Origin of the sequence: Rhodococcus sp. SG20037 (genome assembly GCF_031763325.1) — a bacterium.
GTDB classification, from domain to species: domain Bacteria; phylum Actinomycetota; class Actinomycetes; order Mycobacteriales; family Mycobacteriaceae; genus Rhodococcus_F; species Rhodococcus_F qingshengii.
The window spans coordinates 1,844,712-1,861,314 of record NZ_CP134497.1 but is presented as its reverse complement, the minus strand read 5'-3'; the positions used below and the strand labels follow the sequence as shown (position 1 = coordinate 1,861,314).

Here is a 16,603-nt window from a genome sequence, read left to right as displayed (position 1 = left end):
CAGTAGCCTGAACTGCACAAACTCGACCACATTCGGATCGGTCTACTTCGGTGTCACTCCGAGCAACGGCGCCAACTGCGTCGCGATCGGGTTGAGGTTCAACTTGTCCGGATCGACCTTCGGCTTGAAGTCCCAAGGCTGGATCGTGTCGGGATCGGCGTACACCACGCGGTTGGCACTGCGGACGCCCGTCTCGCTGCCCAGCGGCGTCTCACACGACGCGGCGGTGTTGAGCGGGAAGTCCTGCTGGGTGTCGTCGAAATTGGGATTCTGACGCTTCATCTCGTCCAGGATCGCCATGGTGCCTTCGTAACCCACCGTGCACGAGAGCGGATTGTTGGTCTCCAGCACCAAGCCCTGATGGACCGTTCCGTCGCCGGGAGCAACCGTCGGTGCGGCAGCGGCCAGACCGGGAAGGAAGATCAGGAACGGCTGCAGCGCGATCGTTCGCGGCGCAAGCGTCTTGGTGGTCGCGGCAAGATTGGTCAGGTCAGTCGTCAGGCTCGGGCCCGCCTCGTTGATGAGAGCACCGATCTGATCGCTGGCCGGGATGCCGTTGTCGATCAAGCGACGGATGTCCGGATCACTGGTCCGCAACTGCGCCGTGACAGCATCGAGATCGGTACTGAACTGCTTGATCGCGGAGGACTGATCCGACTGCGTCGTCAATACCGTCTCACTGTTCCGAATCAGCGCGAGCGTCTGAGGCAGAGTGTCGAGCCCGGACTGCGAGAGGCCGGACAGCGAATCGGCCAGGACCTGAATGTCCTCGCCCTTGCCGTTGAACGCTGCACCGAGTTCGACGGCGACGGTGTGGAGCGCGTCGACGGGCACGGACTTGACCAAGCCGTTGGCACTGGTCAGCACATCCTCGATCGGGATCGGAGTTGTGGTGTCCCCCACCGCGATCACCGAGCCGTCCTCGAGAAACGGTCCCTGGTCGGTATCGGGCTGAAGGTCGACGTACTGCTCACCGATGGCGGAGCGGTTGGCCACGACGGCACGGGCCGACGCGGGAATCTCCGGAGCACTGTTGTCGATCTTCAGGTCGACCTGAATTCCGTCCTCGGTCAACGACATGTCGCCCACTCGCCCGACCGGCACGCCGCGATACGTCACCTCGGCGTTGGTGAAAATTCCACCGGACGTGGCCAATTCGGTCTTGACCGTGTACTGACCGAACCCCATGAGGTTGTCCAGGCGCACGTACTTGGCGCCGACGTAGATGAGACCCAGGAGCGCAACCACGACAAAGCCGACGAGCTGCCATCTGACCAGAGCTGATCTCACTGTCCATCACCGCCGATTCCGAACTGTTCCAGCATTCCCTGGATGGGGTTGAGTGGGTTCGCCGCGGGCGCCGGCGTTGCCGGGTCACCCGCTGTTGTGGCGGGAAGGCCGGCGACAACGGGAACCTGCGGCAGGATCGGAGCGATCGGCAGCAGTGACACTGTCGGCCAGCCCGGTCGCGGTCCGTTGCCGTTGTAGTACGGGTTGGAGGGGTCGACCACCGGCTTGGGATTGCCGAACTTGGGCTGGCGGTATTCCGGTTCTCCCTGCCCGACACCGAGACCCGAGAGTGTATTGCCGATCTGCAGGTCGACACTCAGGAAGAGGTTGACGGAACCACCCTGTGCAATTTTCTCGACACCGTCCGGGAACGGGAACGTCGGAAGGAACGGAAGTGCCCCCACGAAGTCGTCACCGGAGTCTGCGAGCGCCTGCAGCGTCGGACGCAGAGCCTGAAGATCAGCGATCAGATCGTCCTTGGACTGTGTGAGGACGTCGGTTCCCACTGTTCCGAGTCGATCCACCTGAGCGAGCATCTGCGTCAGCTGCGGACGCTGCTCGTTGAGAACCTGTGTCGCAACGGGGAGTTCCTCGAGAATCTTCCCGATCTTCTCGTTCTGATCGTTGACGCGAGTCGAGAGCACATCCAGGCCGTCGAGCGCGCGTGTGATGTCGTCACGCTGCTCGTTGAGTCCACCGATGAGTGTGTTCGCCTGCTCCAGAAGACTTCTCGTCTTGCCTTCGCGACCGTCGAACGCGGCACCGAGTTCTTCGACGATGGGCTGCAACTGGCCCACACCGCCGCCATTGAGCAGCAGCGACAATGCGCCGAGAACCTGCTCGATCTCCGTGGCGTGGCGAGTGCGATCCAGCGGAATGAGATCACCGTCGGCCAGCTTCGTAGAGTCCGGTCCGGACGGCGGGGCCGACAGCTGGATGAACTTCTCGCCGAGCAGGTTGGTCTGCTCGACCGCGGCAATTGCGTTGGCGGGCAGATCAACCGACGAGTCGAGGATGATTCCGACGTCCGCGGTCCATCCGTCCGGTCCGACCGACACGTCGTCGACTCGACCGACGGGAACGCCGTCGACCTTCACAGCGGACTGCGGAACCAAGTCGAGCACGTCGTCGAACTGAATGGTCAAGTGCATCGGATCGGAACCCACATCAGGACCGCCGGGAAGCGGGACAGCGTAGATCCCCTCGGACGAGCAGGCGGTTGCCGAGATCAGGACGGCGCACAATCCGGCGCCGACTATCAACGAACGCTTCACTCGCCCTCCCCGTTTCCACTGGTCAGTCGCGGTGACACGACGCCGGGCACAGTGCCCGGAACTACCTGCATCTGTCGTTCGGAACCGGCAAGGATGCCGAAGGGAAGGTTCAGGCCTGCAGCCTGATTGGCTGCGTCGGTCATCGCAGCGACGTTTGCGCACTGGTCGATAGCCGGTTGCATCTGCCTTCCCAATGCCTCGAACCGCGGATCACCGGGCAACAGCTTGCCGAGGTCCATCAACTTGCAGAGCACGCCGGCCGGGTTCTGAAGATCAGGGAACGCCAGACGTGAAGCCAGCACACCTGATTCGGCGTCGTACGAGTTGACCAAGTTGGAGATCGCCAGCGGAAGCATGGTGAGCGTGTTGGCCAGTGCTTCCTTGTTGTTCGCCAATGTCTGTGTCGGTTCGACGAGACCTTCGGTTGTCTGGACCAGTTGATCGCGGTTGTCGGCCACGAACTTCGCGACGTCGCCGAGCGCAATCGAGAGCTGGTTCAGAGCGGCACCGAGATCGTCGCGCTCACCTGCCAGGAATCCGGTCAGGTCCGACAACTGCGTGTTGAACTGGCGCACCTGCTGATCGTTGGCCGCGAGAGCGCCCACAAAAGTATCCAGGTTCTTGATGGTGAGCGAGATGTTGTCACGCGAATCGTTGAGCGTCCGTGCGGCATCCGAGAGGTTGGTGATGCTGTCTCCCAACGCTTCACCGTTGCCCTCGAGGTTGGCCGCACCTGTCTCGACGAAATCGGACAGTGCTCCGTTCTTGTTGGCACCTTCAGGACCGAGAGCCGACGCGAGTTCGTCGATGCTGGAGTACAACTGGTCGACCTCGACGGGCGTCGCCGTCTTCTCGATCGGAATTACTGCACCGCTGGCCATCTTGTCGCCGCCGGTGAAGACCGGTGTCAGCTGGATGTAGCGGTCGGCAACCACCGACGGCGTGATCTGAGCGGCACTGGCACCCGCGGGAATGTCGATCCCACGATCGACACGCAGCTCGACCTTGACCTGATCTCCCTGGGGTTCGACGGATTCGACGGTGCCGACCTTGACACCGAGAACACGAACGTCGGAGCCGTCGTAGATACCCACCGACTTGTCGAAGTAGGCGGTGATCTTGGTGGTTCCGGCGCGAGTGAACACCCACCACAGCGCGCCACCGATTACGAGTAACCCGATCAGAACAGCGGCGATGATCGCGACCGAGCGCTTCTTGGAGCCGCTTCCGGCTTCGGCAGTATCAGCCATCAGTTGCCTCCCAACGTACGAACGGGGTCACGGTAGCCCGGAATGTCCGGCAGACCCGGCGGAAGGAGGTTCACGACGACCTGGTCGAACCAACGGCCGTTGCCGACCACGTTGGCATACAAGCGAATGAAGGGTTCGTAGAGCTTCAGTGCCTTGTCCAGGTTCTCGTTGTTTGCCTTCAGGATGTCGATGACGCCGTTGAGCTGCGTCAGCGCCGGCCCGATTGCCGCCTCGTTGTCACGAACGAGACCGGTGAGCTGCTGAGAGACGCGCTGAGTTCCGGTGAGCAGCTGCGAAATCGCTTGCTGGCGATTGTTGAGCTCCTGCACCAGTAGTCCACCGTCTCGGATCAGCTGGGTGAATTCCTTGTTGCGGTCAGCAAGAATCTGCGACGTCTTCCCGGTGGCGGCGAAGAGCTTCTGCAAGTCCTGATCGCGGCTCGCGATCGTCTGCGACAGCCGACTGACGCCGTCGAGCGAAGCGCGGACATCGCCAGGTGTCTCGGAGAATGCCTGGGACAACGTCTCCATGCTCTTCGCCAACTGGTCGGTGTCGATGTCGCCGACGGTGTCCGCCGCGGCCGAGAAGGCCTGAACGACGTCGTACGGAGAGGTGGTGCGCTCGAGCGGAATCCGATCCTTGGGATCGAGGTTGTCGGTTCCGCGCGGATCTAGGGCGAGGTACTTCTGTCCCAGAATGGTCTTGATCTGAATGGACGCAGAGGTTTGATCTCCCACCCACGCGTCACTGACCTTGAAGTCGACGAGAACACGGTCACCGTCGAGATCGACGGAAGTGACCTTGCCGACCTTCACGCCGGCGATACGAACCTCGTTACCAGGCTTGAGACCCGCGGCTTCGGAGAACTCGGCGGAGTAGGACGAGCCTGCTCCCACGAACGGAAGCGAATCAAGGAAGAACGCGGACAAAGTGGCCAGCAGCACCACGAAGATACCGATGGCTCCGGCCATTGCCGGACTGCGACGTTTACTCATCGACCTTGCAACTCCCTCATACCGTCTTGAGTGCATCGCGTGGCCGCGTTGGTGTAAATCGGCTGATTGACCGTCGGCAGGCCGGTGGGCAGATTCAGCGAGGCAGACTGTCCTGGACCGGCAACGATGTCGATTCCGCACAGATAGAACTGGAACCAGGAACCGTAGCTCGCTACGCGTGCGAGCTTCTCGAGCTTGACCGGCAAGGTCTCGAGCACCGCGTTGACGTCGTCACTCCGACGATTGAGTGTGGTCGCCAGCGTGTTGAGTGCCGTGATCGAGCCCTGAATCGACGGCCGCGTCGGCTCGAGCAGGTCTGCCGTCGCGTCGGTCAGGCCGGCGAGTGAGGTGACGGCCGAACCGACCACCCCACGCTCGTTGGCCAACCCGGTGACGAGTTGCTGGGTGTTGACGATCAGTGAATCGAGGTTCTTGTCGTTCGCGTTGACGGTGTCGAGAACGTCGTTGAGGTTCTTGATCACCGCGCCGATGACCGCGTCCTTGTCCGCGACGGTGTTGGTCAGGCTCGCGGTGTTGCGCACGAGCTCACTGATGGTGCCCGATTCGCCTTGGAAGACCTGGATGATCTGGTACGACAGCTTGTTGACGTCGTCCGCGCTCAGGGTGGTGAACAGCGGCTTGAAGCCGTTGAAGAGTGTCGTGAGGTTGACTGCCGGGCGCGTCTGAGACAGCGGCAGGGTATCGCCGCCGGTGATCTTCTTGCCTTGGCTGCCTTCACCCTGCGAGAGCGAGATGTACCGCTGCCCCACCAGGTTGCGGAACCGGATGGTGGCGATGGAACTGGCCGGCAACCAATCACGGTCGGATACCGAGAACTGGACCTCGGCCTGGTTGTCGTTGACGATGGCAATCTTCTCGACCTGGCCGACACGAACACCGGCAATGCGAACCTCGTCGCCCTCGTTCAACGAAGTGACGTCGGAGAAGACGGCGTTGAACTTGGTGCCGCCACCGCCGCCGAGGTTGGCGATACTGGCTGCCAGCAGTCCTGTCGCCAGGACCGTCACCACGACGAAGATGATGAGCTTTGTCAGCGGAGCTGCGAGTCCTCTCATTGGACGCTCACCTCCGCACCTGCGAATGCCGGAGCGCTGACCATCGTGGTCCACGCCGGAACATCGTCCGGCGCAACACCGTTGGCCTGTCCGTAGATCACCTTCAACGTATCCTCTTCGAGTTTCGAGCCCGCGTAACCGGCCTGCTGAGCAGGACCGCTGTTGTTGGTCGAGAACAACTGAGGTCCGGAGCCCTCGGGTGCAGGCAGGAATTCCATGGTGGCGGGACCTGGATTGCGGGAAGGAACCTGGTAGGAACCGTCACCGTACGAACCGCCGGGGTACTGCGGGAACGGACGACCGGGCTCGGTGACGTTGTCGTAGCAAACCGGGCCGCGGTTGTCGACGAGCCGTGGCTCGTCCTGGTTGGGCAGGTAGCGACCCTTGGGGTTCACGATCTGAATACTCGCACGCACACCAGGATTGGGCGCGTCGGTGGACAGGATCTTGGCAGCTTCCGGAGCGGTGTCCGAGAAGCCCTTGAACGTGCACCCGAAGGTCGGAGAGTACTGGGCCAGAAGCTGGAGAGCTTCCTTCGAATCCGCAGCGAGCGTGATGATCGAGGACGAGTTCGCTTCGAGGAAGGCTGCGGTGTCCGACGATGTCACGGTGAGCGACGCCAGCAGTGTCCGCAACTGGTCCTGCTTCTGCACCACCGTGTTACCCGTGGTCCGCAGATTGTCGAGAGCATTGATCAGATCGGGCGCAGCGTCCGAGTACGTCTGGGAGAAGTCCGCGAACTTGCGCAGATCCTCTTGCACCGCGGGCAGTTCGGTATTGACGCCGCGGAAGATCTCCTCGAGACGATCGACCGTCAGACCGAGCTCGGCGCCGCGTCCCGTCAGACCCTGCGCGAGAGAACCGAGAGTGTTCGCCAGATCCTGCGGCGGAATCGCCTGCAGAAGTGGGAGCAGTCCGTCCAGAACGTCGCCGACCTCGACAGCATTGCCGCTCTTGTCCTGGTGGATCACCGTTCCCGCGGAAATCGGGGTCGCGGTGGTTCCCTCCGGAATGATCAGGGAGACGTAGCGCTCACCGAAAAGCGTCTTCGGGAGCAGACGCGCCGTGACGTTGGACGGAATCAGATCAGCCTTGTCCGGCTCGATCGCGAGGACCGAGGTGACCTGGCCGTCTTTCGTCGACGCGGATCGCACCTCGCCGACCAGCAGCCCACGGACCTTGACGTCCGCGTTGGGTGGCAACGCATTTCCGACTGTGTCGGTCACAAGGTCGATCTTCACGACGTCCTTGAACGTCTTGTTGAAGGTTCCGATGGTGAAGGCCAGGAACAATGCCAACACCACGAAGAACACGAGTCCGAGCACACGGCGGCGCAGGACTGACGGAGCCTCGATCATCCGGCCACCCTCACTGTCGTCGTGGTGCCCCAGATTGCGAGGCTGAGGAAGAAGTCGAGAACGGCGATCGTCACGATTGCGGCGCGAACAGCGCGGCCGACGGCCACGCCGACACCTGCGGGACCACCTGAGGCATGGAACCCGTAGTAGCAGTGGATCAGGATCAGCACGAAGGCGAATACCAGGACTTTCGCAAACGAATACAGCACGTCCTGCGGTGGCAGGAACAGGTTGAAGTAGTGGTCGTAGGAACCCGTCGACTGCCCGTTGAAGACCGTGCTGATCACTCTCGAGGCGAGGTACGCCGCAAGCAGACCCACGATGTACAGCGGGATGACGGCAACGAAGCCGGCGATCATGCGCGTCGTGACCAGGAACGGCACCGACGGAACTGCCATGACCTCGAGCGCGTCGATCTCTTCGGAGATTCGCATGGCACCGAGTTGGGCGGTGAAGCCACAACCCACCGTGGCCGAGAGCGCAAGAGCCGCAACGATCGGAGCGATCTCACGGGTGTTGACGTATGCGGAGAGGAAGCCGGTCAGGACCGAGCTACCCAACTGCTCCAGAGCGGCGAAGCCCTGGAGGCCGACGACGACACCCGTGAATCCGGACATCATCGCGATGACGCCGATGGTTCCGCCGATCACCGCGAGCGCACCGCTACCGAAGGTCACTTCGGCGAGTAGTCGAAGCGTCTCCTTCCGGTACCGATGCAGCGTGCGAGGGGTCCACGCGATGGCGCGCGCGTAGAACGACATCTGCTCGCCCGCGCGGTCCAACGCGTTCACTGGAATTCTGGCTACTTTGCGACTCTTCAGCAGGAACTGATCGCCGCGGCCTCGTGCGATGGTCATTTAGGTCAAGATCCCTTCGCCGGCACGATCTGGAGGTACACCATCGTCAGAATCAGATTGGCGAAGAACAACAGCAGGAACGTGATGACGACGGCCTGGTTCACCGCCTCACCGACGCCCTTCGGGCCACCGGACGGGTGGAGTCCCTTGTACGCGGAGATCACACCAGCGATGACACCGAACACCGCGGCTTTGATCTCACCGCTCCAAATGTCCGGTAGCTGCGCAAAAGCTGAGAACGACGAGATGTAGGCACCGGGGTTACCGCCCTGCAGGATCACGTTGAAGAAGTAACCACCCGCGATACCGACGACGGACACCAGTCCGTTGAGCAGAACAGCGATCAGCACCATCGCGAGTACACGCGGAACCACCAGGCGCTGAATCGGATTGATTCCGAGGACTTCCATCGCGTCGATCTCTTCACGGATGGTTCGAGAACCGAGATCGGCCGTCACGGCCGATCCGGCCGCACCGGCGACCAGCAACGCTGTCACCAGGGGGCTACCCTGCTGGATCACCGCCAGGACGCTGGCAGCGCCGGTGAACGATTCTGCACCCAACTGCTTGATCAGCGAACCGGTCTGCAGTGAGACGACGGCGCCGAAAGGGATGGCTACCAATGCCGTCGGCAAAATTGTCACGCTGGCGATGAACCAGGCCTGCTCGATGAACTCACGGAACTGAAATGGACGCCGGAACGTATTCCTGACGACGTCGACAAACAGTTCGACGATGTTTCCGGCCTGAGTTAATGCTCCGTTGACCGGACTCAGAACCGAGTTGCGGGTAACCCCCATCCGATATGCCTACCCTTGCCCGTGTGTCGTGTTTCCGTAGGGATCGCCCTCGTATGCAGGAATGACCTGCGTGTCTTGCGAGTTGTCGTTCCACTCCCCCTGATAGCCGCTCGCTTCGGCGTACTGGGGATCGTACTGCCCAGTTCCGTCAACCTCGTCGAGGCTGTCCTGAATCGCCGCCTGTGCGTTAGCTGGGAGGGTGTGCATGATCTGACGGACGCGCTCCTGGCGACGACGAACAGCCTGACGCTCCGGGTTTCCGGGGGTGGCCTTCATCTGCGGCACGATGCCCTCGACGTCGTCGACACCACCGGCGTGGTGACCGGCGTCGACGAGCGCCTGCTCGTGCGCCATCTGAGCCTCGTCCTTCTCCTCCGACATACCGATCGGACCGATCATCGTTCCGTTGAGGAACTGCTTGACGACGGGCTCGTCCGAGGTGAGCAGCACCTCACGAGGACCGAACATCACCAACTGACGACGGAAGAGCATGCCGATGTTGTCCGGCACCGTGCGTGCGAGGTTGATGTTGTGCGAGACGATCAGAATCGTCGCGTCCGACTGGGCGTTGATGTCGATCAGCGTTTGGCTGATGTACGTCGTACGCACCGGATCCAGACCGGAGTCGGGTTCGTCGACGAGGATGATCTCGGGATCGAGAACGAGTGCACGCGCCAGACCGGCACGCTTGCGCATACCGCCGGAGATCTCACCGGGAAGCTTGTCCTCGGCGCCGACCAGACCCGTGAGGTCCAACTTCTCCATCACGATCTTGCGGATATCGGATTCCGACTTCTTGGTGTGCTCACGAAGCGGGAAGGCGATGTTGTCGTACAAGTTCATCGAGCCGAACAGTGCGCCGTCCTGGAAGAGAACGCCGAACAGCTTGCGGATCTCGTAGAGCTCCTTGGAGGAGCACTGCAGGATGTCCGTGCCGTCGATGACGATGGAGCCTTGTTCAGGGCGGAGCAGTCCGATCAGGGACTTCAGGAACACCGACTTACCGGTACCCGAAGGCCCGAGCAGTGCGCTGACCTCACCCGCGGGAAGTGTCAACGACACGTCCTGCCAAATCCTCTGCGACCCGAAAGACTTTGTCAGTCCTTGTACCGCTACCTCGACTCCCACCATTACCTCCGCGACGTCCGTTGCATGCATGCACCCGTGTGGGTTGGGTCACTCTATCGCATGGGAGTGGTACCCGTGACTGCGAATACTACTAACGAGTAGGGAAGAAGCATAATTCAGATCACAGCCTAGTTCGGACACCCCTCCCACCTGCATGAATTCCGGCATATCACCCGCGAAAAAAGTTCAAAAAAAGAGGGCCACTCCCCGTGGGGAGTGGCCCTCTTCGTTACTACTCGCGAAGAGCAGCGGGAAAACCGTCTTACTTGATGACGATCTTTGCGCCGGCAGCTTCGAGCTTTTCCTTGGCAGCCTCTGCGGCGTCCTTGGCAACCTTCTCGAGGATGGCCTTCGGAGCGCTCTCGACGAGATCCTTGGCTTCCTTCAGGCCGAGGCCGGAAACGACCTCACGGACGACCTTGATGACCTGGATCTTCTTGTCGCCAGCCGACTCGAGGACGACGTCGAACTCGTCCTGCTCTTCAGCAGCTTCTGCGCCGGCAGCCGGTGCGCCTGCAGCGGCGACGGCGACGGGAGCAGCAGCGGTGACCTCGAAGGTCTCCTCGAATGCCTTAACGAACTCCGAGAGCTCGAGGAGGGTGAGCTCCTTGAACTGGTCCAACAACTCTTCGGTGCTGAGCTTCGCCATTGTGGCGGTCCTTCCTGTAAGTCCCATGTCGCTGATCCGCGACCGGGCGGGGTTATAGCAGTGATGCGCGGGTGCGGATCAGCTTTCGGCTTCGGCCTCGGCCGGAGCCTCGGTGGCAGCCTCTGCGGGGGCCTCTGCGGCTCCGCCTTCTGCAGCCTTCTTCTCCTGCAGGGCAGCGGCCAGACGGGCCATCTGCGAAGCGGGAGCATTGAACAGGCCTGCGGCCTTTGCCAAGTTGCCCTTCATCGCGCCGGCAAGCTTTGCCAACAGGATTTCGCGGGATTCGAGATCCGCGATCTTGTTGACCTCTTCCACGGACAGCGCAGCGCCGTCCATGTAGCCGCCCTTGATGATGAGCGCCTTGTTGTCCTTAGCGAAGTTCTTCAGAGCCTTCGCAGCGTCGACCGGTTCGCCCTTGATGAATGCAATGGCGGTCGGACCAACGAACAGGTCATCAAGGCCCTCGATGCCAGCCTCTGCGGCGGCACGCTTGACCAGGGTGTTCTTGGCGACGGAGTAGGTGGCACCTTCTCCGAGAGCGCGTCGCAGTGTCGTGATGTTGCCAACCGAAAGGCCACGGTATTCCGTGACCACAGCGGCGGTCGAACCCTTGAACTGCTCGGTGATTTCCGCAACTGCGGAAACCTTCTCAGGCTTTGCCATACTTCGCCTCCTCTCGTGACAGTCGTTGTCCCACTCAGGAACCGCTGCACCTCATCGGGGTGAACCCGAGAAGACACAGTCCGCGACATGCAAAACGCCCCGGCGCAAGCGCACGGGGCGTACAGAGGAAACATGAAGAAGAGGCTTACGAATCAGCGTAACGATGCAAAGCGAGGCAGTGCATAACCAGGCAAACTGTAGAACCACTACGTCAAGCTATCCCCCTACCTCGTTCACCTACGTGGGCCGCCGGGCACTCCCGGACTTTCAACCACACCCATCACTGAGTGCAATCACCAACGGTCTTGGGTAGAACATGATTTTGGGGTGAAGTTCATATCCAGCACTGAACTCCGCCTCGAAGACTACCTGACTGCTCGCTGCACAACCAAATCGGGTTCGTCACGCACCCGATTCCTTCAAGCACCGATAGCCCTGGCGATCTTGTGTTCGATTGCTGCCCGAGCTCGGTCCGGCAACACCAGCAATCCATCGAGTTCCTTGTGGGCCTTCCGATACGCACTCTGACGTTCCTGTGGCGTCGCGCCCTCGTCCATGGCCAGTCGCAGCAGACGTTGCGCCCGTACCAGGCGTTCTTGTTCGTCGAGGGTGAATCCGCTCCGTCGGCGGCGCTTCGCCTCAGCTTCCGCGATTTCGAAGGCGATCGAGTAAGCGTGCACCGCCTCGCGGTACTCGGTTTGTGCCTGCTGGTTGCCGATCATCGTCTCCGGATTGCCTGGGCGAAGCAGATCGGCACGATATTTGGCTCGATGAAAATCGGCGGTCAAAGGCTCGCGCATGTCCGTCATCATCGGGGTGTCGAGCAGTGTGACCGGATCGAGTTCGTACGAGAACCATCGGGCGTCGACCGCATCGTGCTGCTCGATTGCCTTGGCCAGCTCTCGGCGCTGTGTTTCTTCGTCGGCGTGATGTTGTGCGTTGGCTTGCGCGATGGCGACCTTGGTCTGCTGCTTGAGCCGGAAGCGCTCTTGCCGGCGCTCGATCCGCCTTTCGTTGGCAACCGCGACACCCTTCAGCGCCCCACCGATGGTGCCGCCGAAAACGAAGATCAGCCACCAAAAGTTTCCGAGGAACTGGAACGCTTCGTGCATACCCCGATGATGCCACCGTTGGATCGATACCACCGTTGGACCGATACCACCGGCAGAGGCAGGCCCTCCCGACACAGACAAGAAGGCCGGCAGGGAGTGATCCCTGCCGGCCTTCTTGTTCGTATGCGGACTGCTTACGCGTCTGCAGCATCCTCGAGGAGGTTGCGAGTACGGTTCGGATCCACCGGGATGCCCGGACCGGTGGTGGTCGAGACCGTGATCTTCTTCACGTAGCGACCCTTGGCCGACGAGGGCTTCGCACGCAGGATCTCGTCCAGGGCTGCGCCGTAGTTCTCCACCAGCTTCTCATCGTCGAACGATGCCTTGCCGATGACGAAGTGCAGGTTGGCCTGCTTGTCGACGCGGAAGTTGATCTTTCCGCCCTTGATGTCGTTGACAGCCTTGGTGACATCCGCCGTGACGGTGCCCGTCTTCGGGTTCGGCATCAGGCCACGCGGTCCGAGGACACGGGCGATGCGGCCGACCTTGGCCATCTGATCAGGAGTCGCGATTGCGGCGTCGAAATCGACCCATCCACCCTGGATGCGCTCGATCAGGTCTTCTGCACCGACTACGTCAGCGCCTGCAGCCTCGGCTTCTGCTGCCTTCTCGCCAACAGCGAACACGATGACGCGAGCGGTCTTACCGGTGCCGTGGGGCAGGTTGACCGTTCCGCGGACCATCTGGTCAGCCTTACGGGGGTCGACGCCCAGACGAACTGCAACCTCAACGGTTGCATCCATCTTGGTGGACGACGTCTCCTTGGCGAGCTTTGCAGCCTGAAGCGGGCTGTAGAGCTTGTCTGCGTCGATCTTCTCAGCGGCGGCGAGGTACGCCTTGCTGCGCTTTGCCATTTGTTCTGTCCTTACTTGTCACTGCAGCGAATTACCTGTGCAGTGGTGAATGGTTCAGTTGTGGTCGGGGCCTGGCCGGCCCTCCCACGTAATGCTGTGGAGCGGACTATCAGCCCTGGACCGTGATGCCCATGGAACGAGCGGTGCCGGCGATGATCTTCGCGGCCTGCTCGATGTCATTGGCATTGAGGTCTTCAGCCTTGGTCTTCGCGATTTCGCGCACCTGATCCATGGTCACCGAGGCAACCTTGGTCTTGTGCGGTTCGCCGGAGCCCTTGGCGACGCCGGCTGCCTTGAGGAGCAGCTTGGCGGCGGGAGGGGTCTTCAGCTTGAAATCGAAGGTCCGGTCTTCGTAGACCGAGATCTCGACCGGCACAACGTTGCCGCGCTGGGACTCAGTCGCCGCGTTGTAGGCCTTGCAGAACTCCATGATGTTCACGCCGTGCTGACCGAGCGCGGGACCCACGGGAGGTGCAGGGTTAGCCTGACCTGCCTGGATCTGCAGCTTGATGAGCCCGGCGAGCTTCTTCTTCTTTGGGGGCATCTCTAGTTCCTAGTTTCTAGCTTGGGTGTGTGTCTTGCGTCGAACAAATTGCAAGTTTTGGGGTGGTCAGATCTTCGCGACCTGGTTGAAGTTGAGCTCAACCGGGGTTTCACGACCGAAGATCGACACGAGAACCTTGAGCTTCTGCTGCTCGCCGTTGACCTCGCTGATGCTGGCCGGAAGGGTTGCGAACGGGCCGTCCATGACGGTGACCGACTCGCCGACCTCGAAGTCGACCTCGATGAGGGGCTTGCCGAAGGACTCGGACGGTGCCTCGCCTGCTGCGACGGCGGCCGCTGCAGCCTGCTGCTTCTTCTGCTCCTGCTGCGGGAGCAGGAACTTGACGACCTCGTTGAGGGTCAGCGGCGAGGGACGCGACGTGGCACCGACAAAACCGGTGACACCAGGCGTGTTGCGCACGGCGCCCCACGACTCGTCGTTGAGCTCCATGCGAACGAGGATGTATCCGGGCAGAACCTTGCGGTTGACCTGCTTGCGCTGGCCGTTCTTGATCTCGGTGACCTCTTCGGTGGGAACTTCCACCTGGAAGATGTAGTCGCCGACATCGAGGTTCTGAACGCGAGTCTCGAGGTTGGTCTTGACCTTGTTCTCGTAACCGGCGTACGAGTGGATGACGTACCAGTCACCCGGGGCGCGGCGCAGCGCAGCCTTGAGTTCGGCAACGGGATCCTCGACCTCGAGCTCGGCGGCGGGAGCGGCCTCGTCGGAGTTCTCGGCATCGTCGGAGATGACGTCCTCGGTCGCTGCAGCGTCTGCATCAGTGCCTTCGGCAACGTCTGCATCGGTGCCTTCGGCAACCACGACGTCTACTTCGGCTGCCGCCTCGGCAGAAACACGCTCTTCGGCCAAAGCCTCATTCGTGTCGTTCTCGGGGGTGCTCACTGGGGCACTCGCTTCCTCTCGTTACTCGGACCCGGGTCGGGTCTTGTCGCGCTCGCAGGCAAAGACGCCCGACTGCTACGGCGATCAGCCGAACAGCCAGGTGACACCCTTGATCACAGCGATATCGACGCCGCTGATGAAAGCGACCATGAAGACCACGAACGTCAGCACGACGCTGGTGTAGGTGATCATCTGCTTGCGGTTCGGCCAGATGACCTTACGGAGTTCTGCGATGACCTCGCGGAAGAATTTGCGCAGGCGCTTGAAGATGTTGTCCTTCTTCGCCTTGGGCTTCTTGCCGGGGTTCGTTGCAGTCGGCTTGGCCGAAGATGTCCGGGATGCCGTCCGGGCCGGAGTCTTCACGGTGGACGCGCTGACCGAGGCGCCGCGTGCAGCGCGCTTGCCGGTCGGCTTGTTGGAAACCCCACTGGATGCGGAGGGAGCCTTTTCGGCACCGTCCTTGTCCAACGAAAGATCGGAACGCGTAGTCGCGTCAGCTGCAGTGTCGTCGACACCGGTCGAATCGGCAGACGGTGAAGTCTCCGCATCCGAAGTGTCGGCGTCGCGCTTGGCGCGCTCCTCGCTCACGTCGTTCCTCTCAGTCGCTGGCATCCGGGGGCAGGGGCGACAGGACTTGAACCTGCAACCTGCGGTTTTGGAGACCGCTGCTCTGCCAGTTGAGCTACGCCCCTTTGGTTGACCTCGACAGGTAGACCCTGCCTGAATCAACCGTTCTGCGATCACACAACATACGCGCTACCCGAGGTGAATGTCTTGCAACATTCAGGGCAGCGCGCAGCGCTGAGGAATCCCAGAAATCTCAGTGTACTTCAAAGCCCCGGAACAAACACAATCCGCCCTGCGATCAGGCTAGACGGACCGTGGCAGTGGCACGACCGAAGATCTTCTTACCTTCGGACTTGGCCACAATTGCCAGTACTGCGGTCTTGCTTTCTTCGTCGATCGACTTCACCTTGGCGGTGAACTCGATCTCGGCAGCCTTGTCGGCTGCCACGATCACCGGGCTCGTGAACCGTACGTTGTACTCGGTCACTGCGCCCGGATCTCCCAGCCATTCGGTGACGTAGCCGGCACCGATGCCCATGGAGAGCATGCCGTGCGCGACGACGTCCGGCAAGCCGGCAAGTCGTGCGACCTCGTCACTGAAGTGAATCGGATTGGGATCTCCCGAAACACCCGCGTAGTTGGCGAGGTTTCCACGCGTCAGGGTGACGGACTTCTCGGGGAGAAGTTCGCCGACACTCACGTCGGAAAATTTACGAAGCGACATGCATCATCACGTCCTTGACTGCGTGGGCGATGTTCTCGTCCACTTCCCCACCCGTTCGAGCAACAAGCGTCGTCCACGTGGTGACGACGGCTTCGTCGTTCTGATCGGTGATGATGTTCTTGGTCACGATGATGTCGCTACCTGCGGCCTGCCTGAACGAATCCAGGAAGACGTCGCAGAAGAGTCGGTCACCGACCTGCATGGGCTTGTGCAGCACCAAGCGCTGATCGGTCTGAAGAATCTGACTCAGGTCGTAGCCTGTGACGATCTCTTCGAACAGACGTCGCTGAGCAATGGCACCCACGATGGCGACGAACGTGATGGGAGCGATCAGGCCGTCGTATCCGAGGCCCTTGGCTGCCGACTCGTCGTAGTGCGCGGGATGGGCGTCCTGGACGGCGCGAGCGAACTCGCGTACCTTCTCGCGTCCGACCTCGTAGAAGTCTTCGACACGATAGTGGTGACCGACCATCTGGACGGCATGAGCGGCCGGGTCCGTAGGGACCTCGGCCGCTGCCTGGTTCTCTTGCAAATCTGTCACGCGGTGAGACTCTCTTCT

Annotated in this window: 18 protein-coding genes and 1 tRNA gene; all 19 read right to left on the bottom strand. The window is 61.4% G+C overall.

The genetic code is table 11. The annotated features are described in order from the left end of the window. Positions 1–42 precede the first annotated feature (42 nt). The 19 genes from RHP72_RS08825 to hadA all read right to left on the bottom strand — a co-directional run bounded on the left by RHP72_RS08825 (position 43) and on the right by hadA (position 16,585). Entirely contained in the window at positions 43–1,290 is a 1,248-nt protein-coding gene (locus RHP72_RS08825) for an MCE family protein (RefSeq protein ID WP_003942085.1), read from the bottom strand. After that, positions 1,287–2,564, bottom strand: a complete 1,278-nt coding sequence (locus RHP72_RS08820) for an MCE family protein (RefSeq protein ID WP_042453094.1) — start codon at positions 2,562–2,564, stop codon at positions 1,287–1,289. The genes RHP72_RS08825 and RHP72_RS08820 overlap by 4 nt, the downstream gene beginning before the upstream one ends. Beyond that, entirely contained in the window at positions 2,561–3,814 is a 1,254-nt protein-coding gene (locus RHP72_RS08815; RefSeq protein ID WP_003941941.1) for an MCE family protein, read from the bottom strand. The genes RHP72_RS08820 and RHP72_RS08815 overlap by 4 nt, the downstream gene beginning before the upstream one ends. Then, positions 3,814–4,809, bottom strand: a complete 996-nt coding sequence (locus tag RHP72_RS08810; RefSeq protein ID WP_003942053.1) for an MCE family protein — start codon at positions 4,807–4,809, stop codon at positions 3,814–3,816. Before RHP72_RS08810 ends, RHP72_RS08815 begins: the two co-directional genes overlap by 1 nt. Next, on the bottom strand, positions 4,806–5,885 hold the full coding sequence (locus tag RHP72_RS08805; RefSeq protein WP_003941932.1) for an MCE family protein: 1,080 nt from the start codon (positions 5,883–5,885) through the stop codon (positions 4,806–4,808). Before RHP72_RS08805 ends, RHP72_RS08810 begins: the two co-directional genes overlap by 4 nt. Next, positions 5,882–7,243, bottom strand: coding sequence for an MCE family protein (locus tag RHP72_RS08800; protein WP_003942007.1), 1,362 nt, complete (start codon positions 7,241–7,243; stop codon positions 5,882–5,884). Before RHP72_RS08800 ends, RHP72_RS08805 begins: the two co-directional genes overlap by 4 nt. Beyond that, complete coding sequence (locus tag RHP72_RS08795) at positions 7,240–8,100, bottom strand: ABC transporter permease (RefSeq protein WP_003941894.1); 861 nt, start codon at positions 8,098–8,100, stop codon at positions 7,240–7,242. Before RHP72_RS08795 ends, RHP72_RS08800 begins: the two co-directional genes overlap by 4 nt. A gap of 5 nt (positions 8,101–8,105) precedes the next feature. After that, positions 8,106–8,900: an ABC transporter permease gene (locus RHP72_RS08790; protein WP_003942038.1), complete on the bottom strand. Its 795-nt coding sequence runs from the start codon at positions 8,898–8,900 to the stop codon at positions 8,106–8,108. A 9-nt stretch (positions 8,901–8,909) separates the two neighbouring features. Further along, complete coding sequence (locus RHP72_RS08785; RefSeq protein WP_007728450.1) at positions 8,910–10,031, bottom strand: ABC transporter ATP-binding protein; 1,122 nt, start codon at positions 10,029–10,031, stop codon at positions 8,910–8,912. A 259-nt stretch (positions 10,032–10,290) separates the two neighbouring features. Beyond that, positions 10,291–10,677: a 50S ribosomal protein L7/L12 gene (gene rplL / locus RHP72_RS08780; protein ID WP_003941857.1), complete on the bottom strand. Its 387-nt coding sequence runs from the start codon at positions 10,675–10,677 to the stop codon at positions 10,291–10,293. A gap of 78 nt (positions 10,678–10,755) precedes the next feature. Then, complete coding sequence (rplJ, locus tag RHP72_RS08775; RefSeq protein ID WP_003942074.1) at positions 10,756–11,340, bottom strand: 50S ribosomal protein L10; 585 nt, start codon at positions 11,338–11,340, stop codon at positions 10,756–10,758. 419 nt (positions 11,341–11,759) lie between these two features. Continuing rightward, positions 11,760–12,452: a hypothetical protein gene (locus tag RHP72_RS08770; RefSeq protein WP_042453090.1), complete on the bottom strand. Its 693-nt coding sequence runs from the start codon at positions 12,450–12,452 to the stop codon at positions 11,760–11,762. A gap of 134 nt (positions 12,453–12,586) precedes the next feature. After that, positions 12,587–13,306, bottom strand: coding sequence for a 50S ribosomal protein L1 (gene rplA / locus RHP72_RS08765; protein ID WP_003941982.1), 720 nt, complete (start codon positions 13,304–13,306; stop codon positions 12,587–12,589). A 109-nt stretch (positions 13,307–13,415) separates the two neighbouring features. Further along, on the bottom strand, positions 13,416–13,850 hold the full coding sequence (gene rplK / locus RHP72_RS08760; RefSeq protein WP_003941896.1) for a 50S ribosomal protein L11: 435 nt from the start codon (positions 13,848–13,850) through the stop codon (positions 13,416–13,418). Between the two features lie 66 nt (positions 13,851–13,916). Further along, the gene (gene nusG / locus RHP72_RS08755) at positions 13,917–14,753 is read right to left on the bottom strand and encodes a transcription termination/antitermination protein NusG (protein ID WP_003942049.1); all 837 of its coding nucleotides are present in this window, start codon (positions 14,751–14,753) and stop codon (positions 13,917–13,919) included. A gap of 84 nt (positions 14,754–14,837) precedes the next feature. Next, positions 14,838–15,341: a preprotein translocase subunit SecE gene (gene secE / locus RHP72_RS08750; RefSeq protein ID WP_003942030.1), complete on the bottom strand. Its 504-nt coding sequence runs from the start codon at positions 15,339–15,341 to the stop codon at positions 14,838–14,840. 31 nt (positions 15,342–15,372) lie between these two features. Next, positions 15,373–15,445: transfer RNA gene (locus RHP72_RS08745), tRNA-Trp, on the bottom strand. Positions 15,446–15,618: 173 nt separating this feature from the next. Next, the gene (gene hadB / locus RHP72_RS08740) at positions 15,619–16,044 is read right to left on the bottom strand and encodes a (3R)-hydroxyacyl-ACP dehydratase subunit HadB (protein WP_003941909.1); all 426 of its coding nucleotides are present in this window, start codon (positions 16,042–16,044) and stop codon (positions 15,619–15,621) included. Then, positions 16,031–16,585: a (3R)-hydroxyacyl-ACP dehydratase subunit HadA gene (gene hadA, locus RHP72_RS08735; protein ID WP_019744315.1), complete on the bottom strand. Its 555-nt coding sequence runs from the start codon at positions 16,583–16,585 to the stop codon at positions 16,031–16,033. Before hadA ends, hadB begins: the two co-directional genes overlap by 14 nt. Between the last annotated feature and the right edge of the window lie 18 nt (positions 16,586–16,603).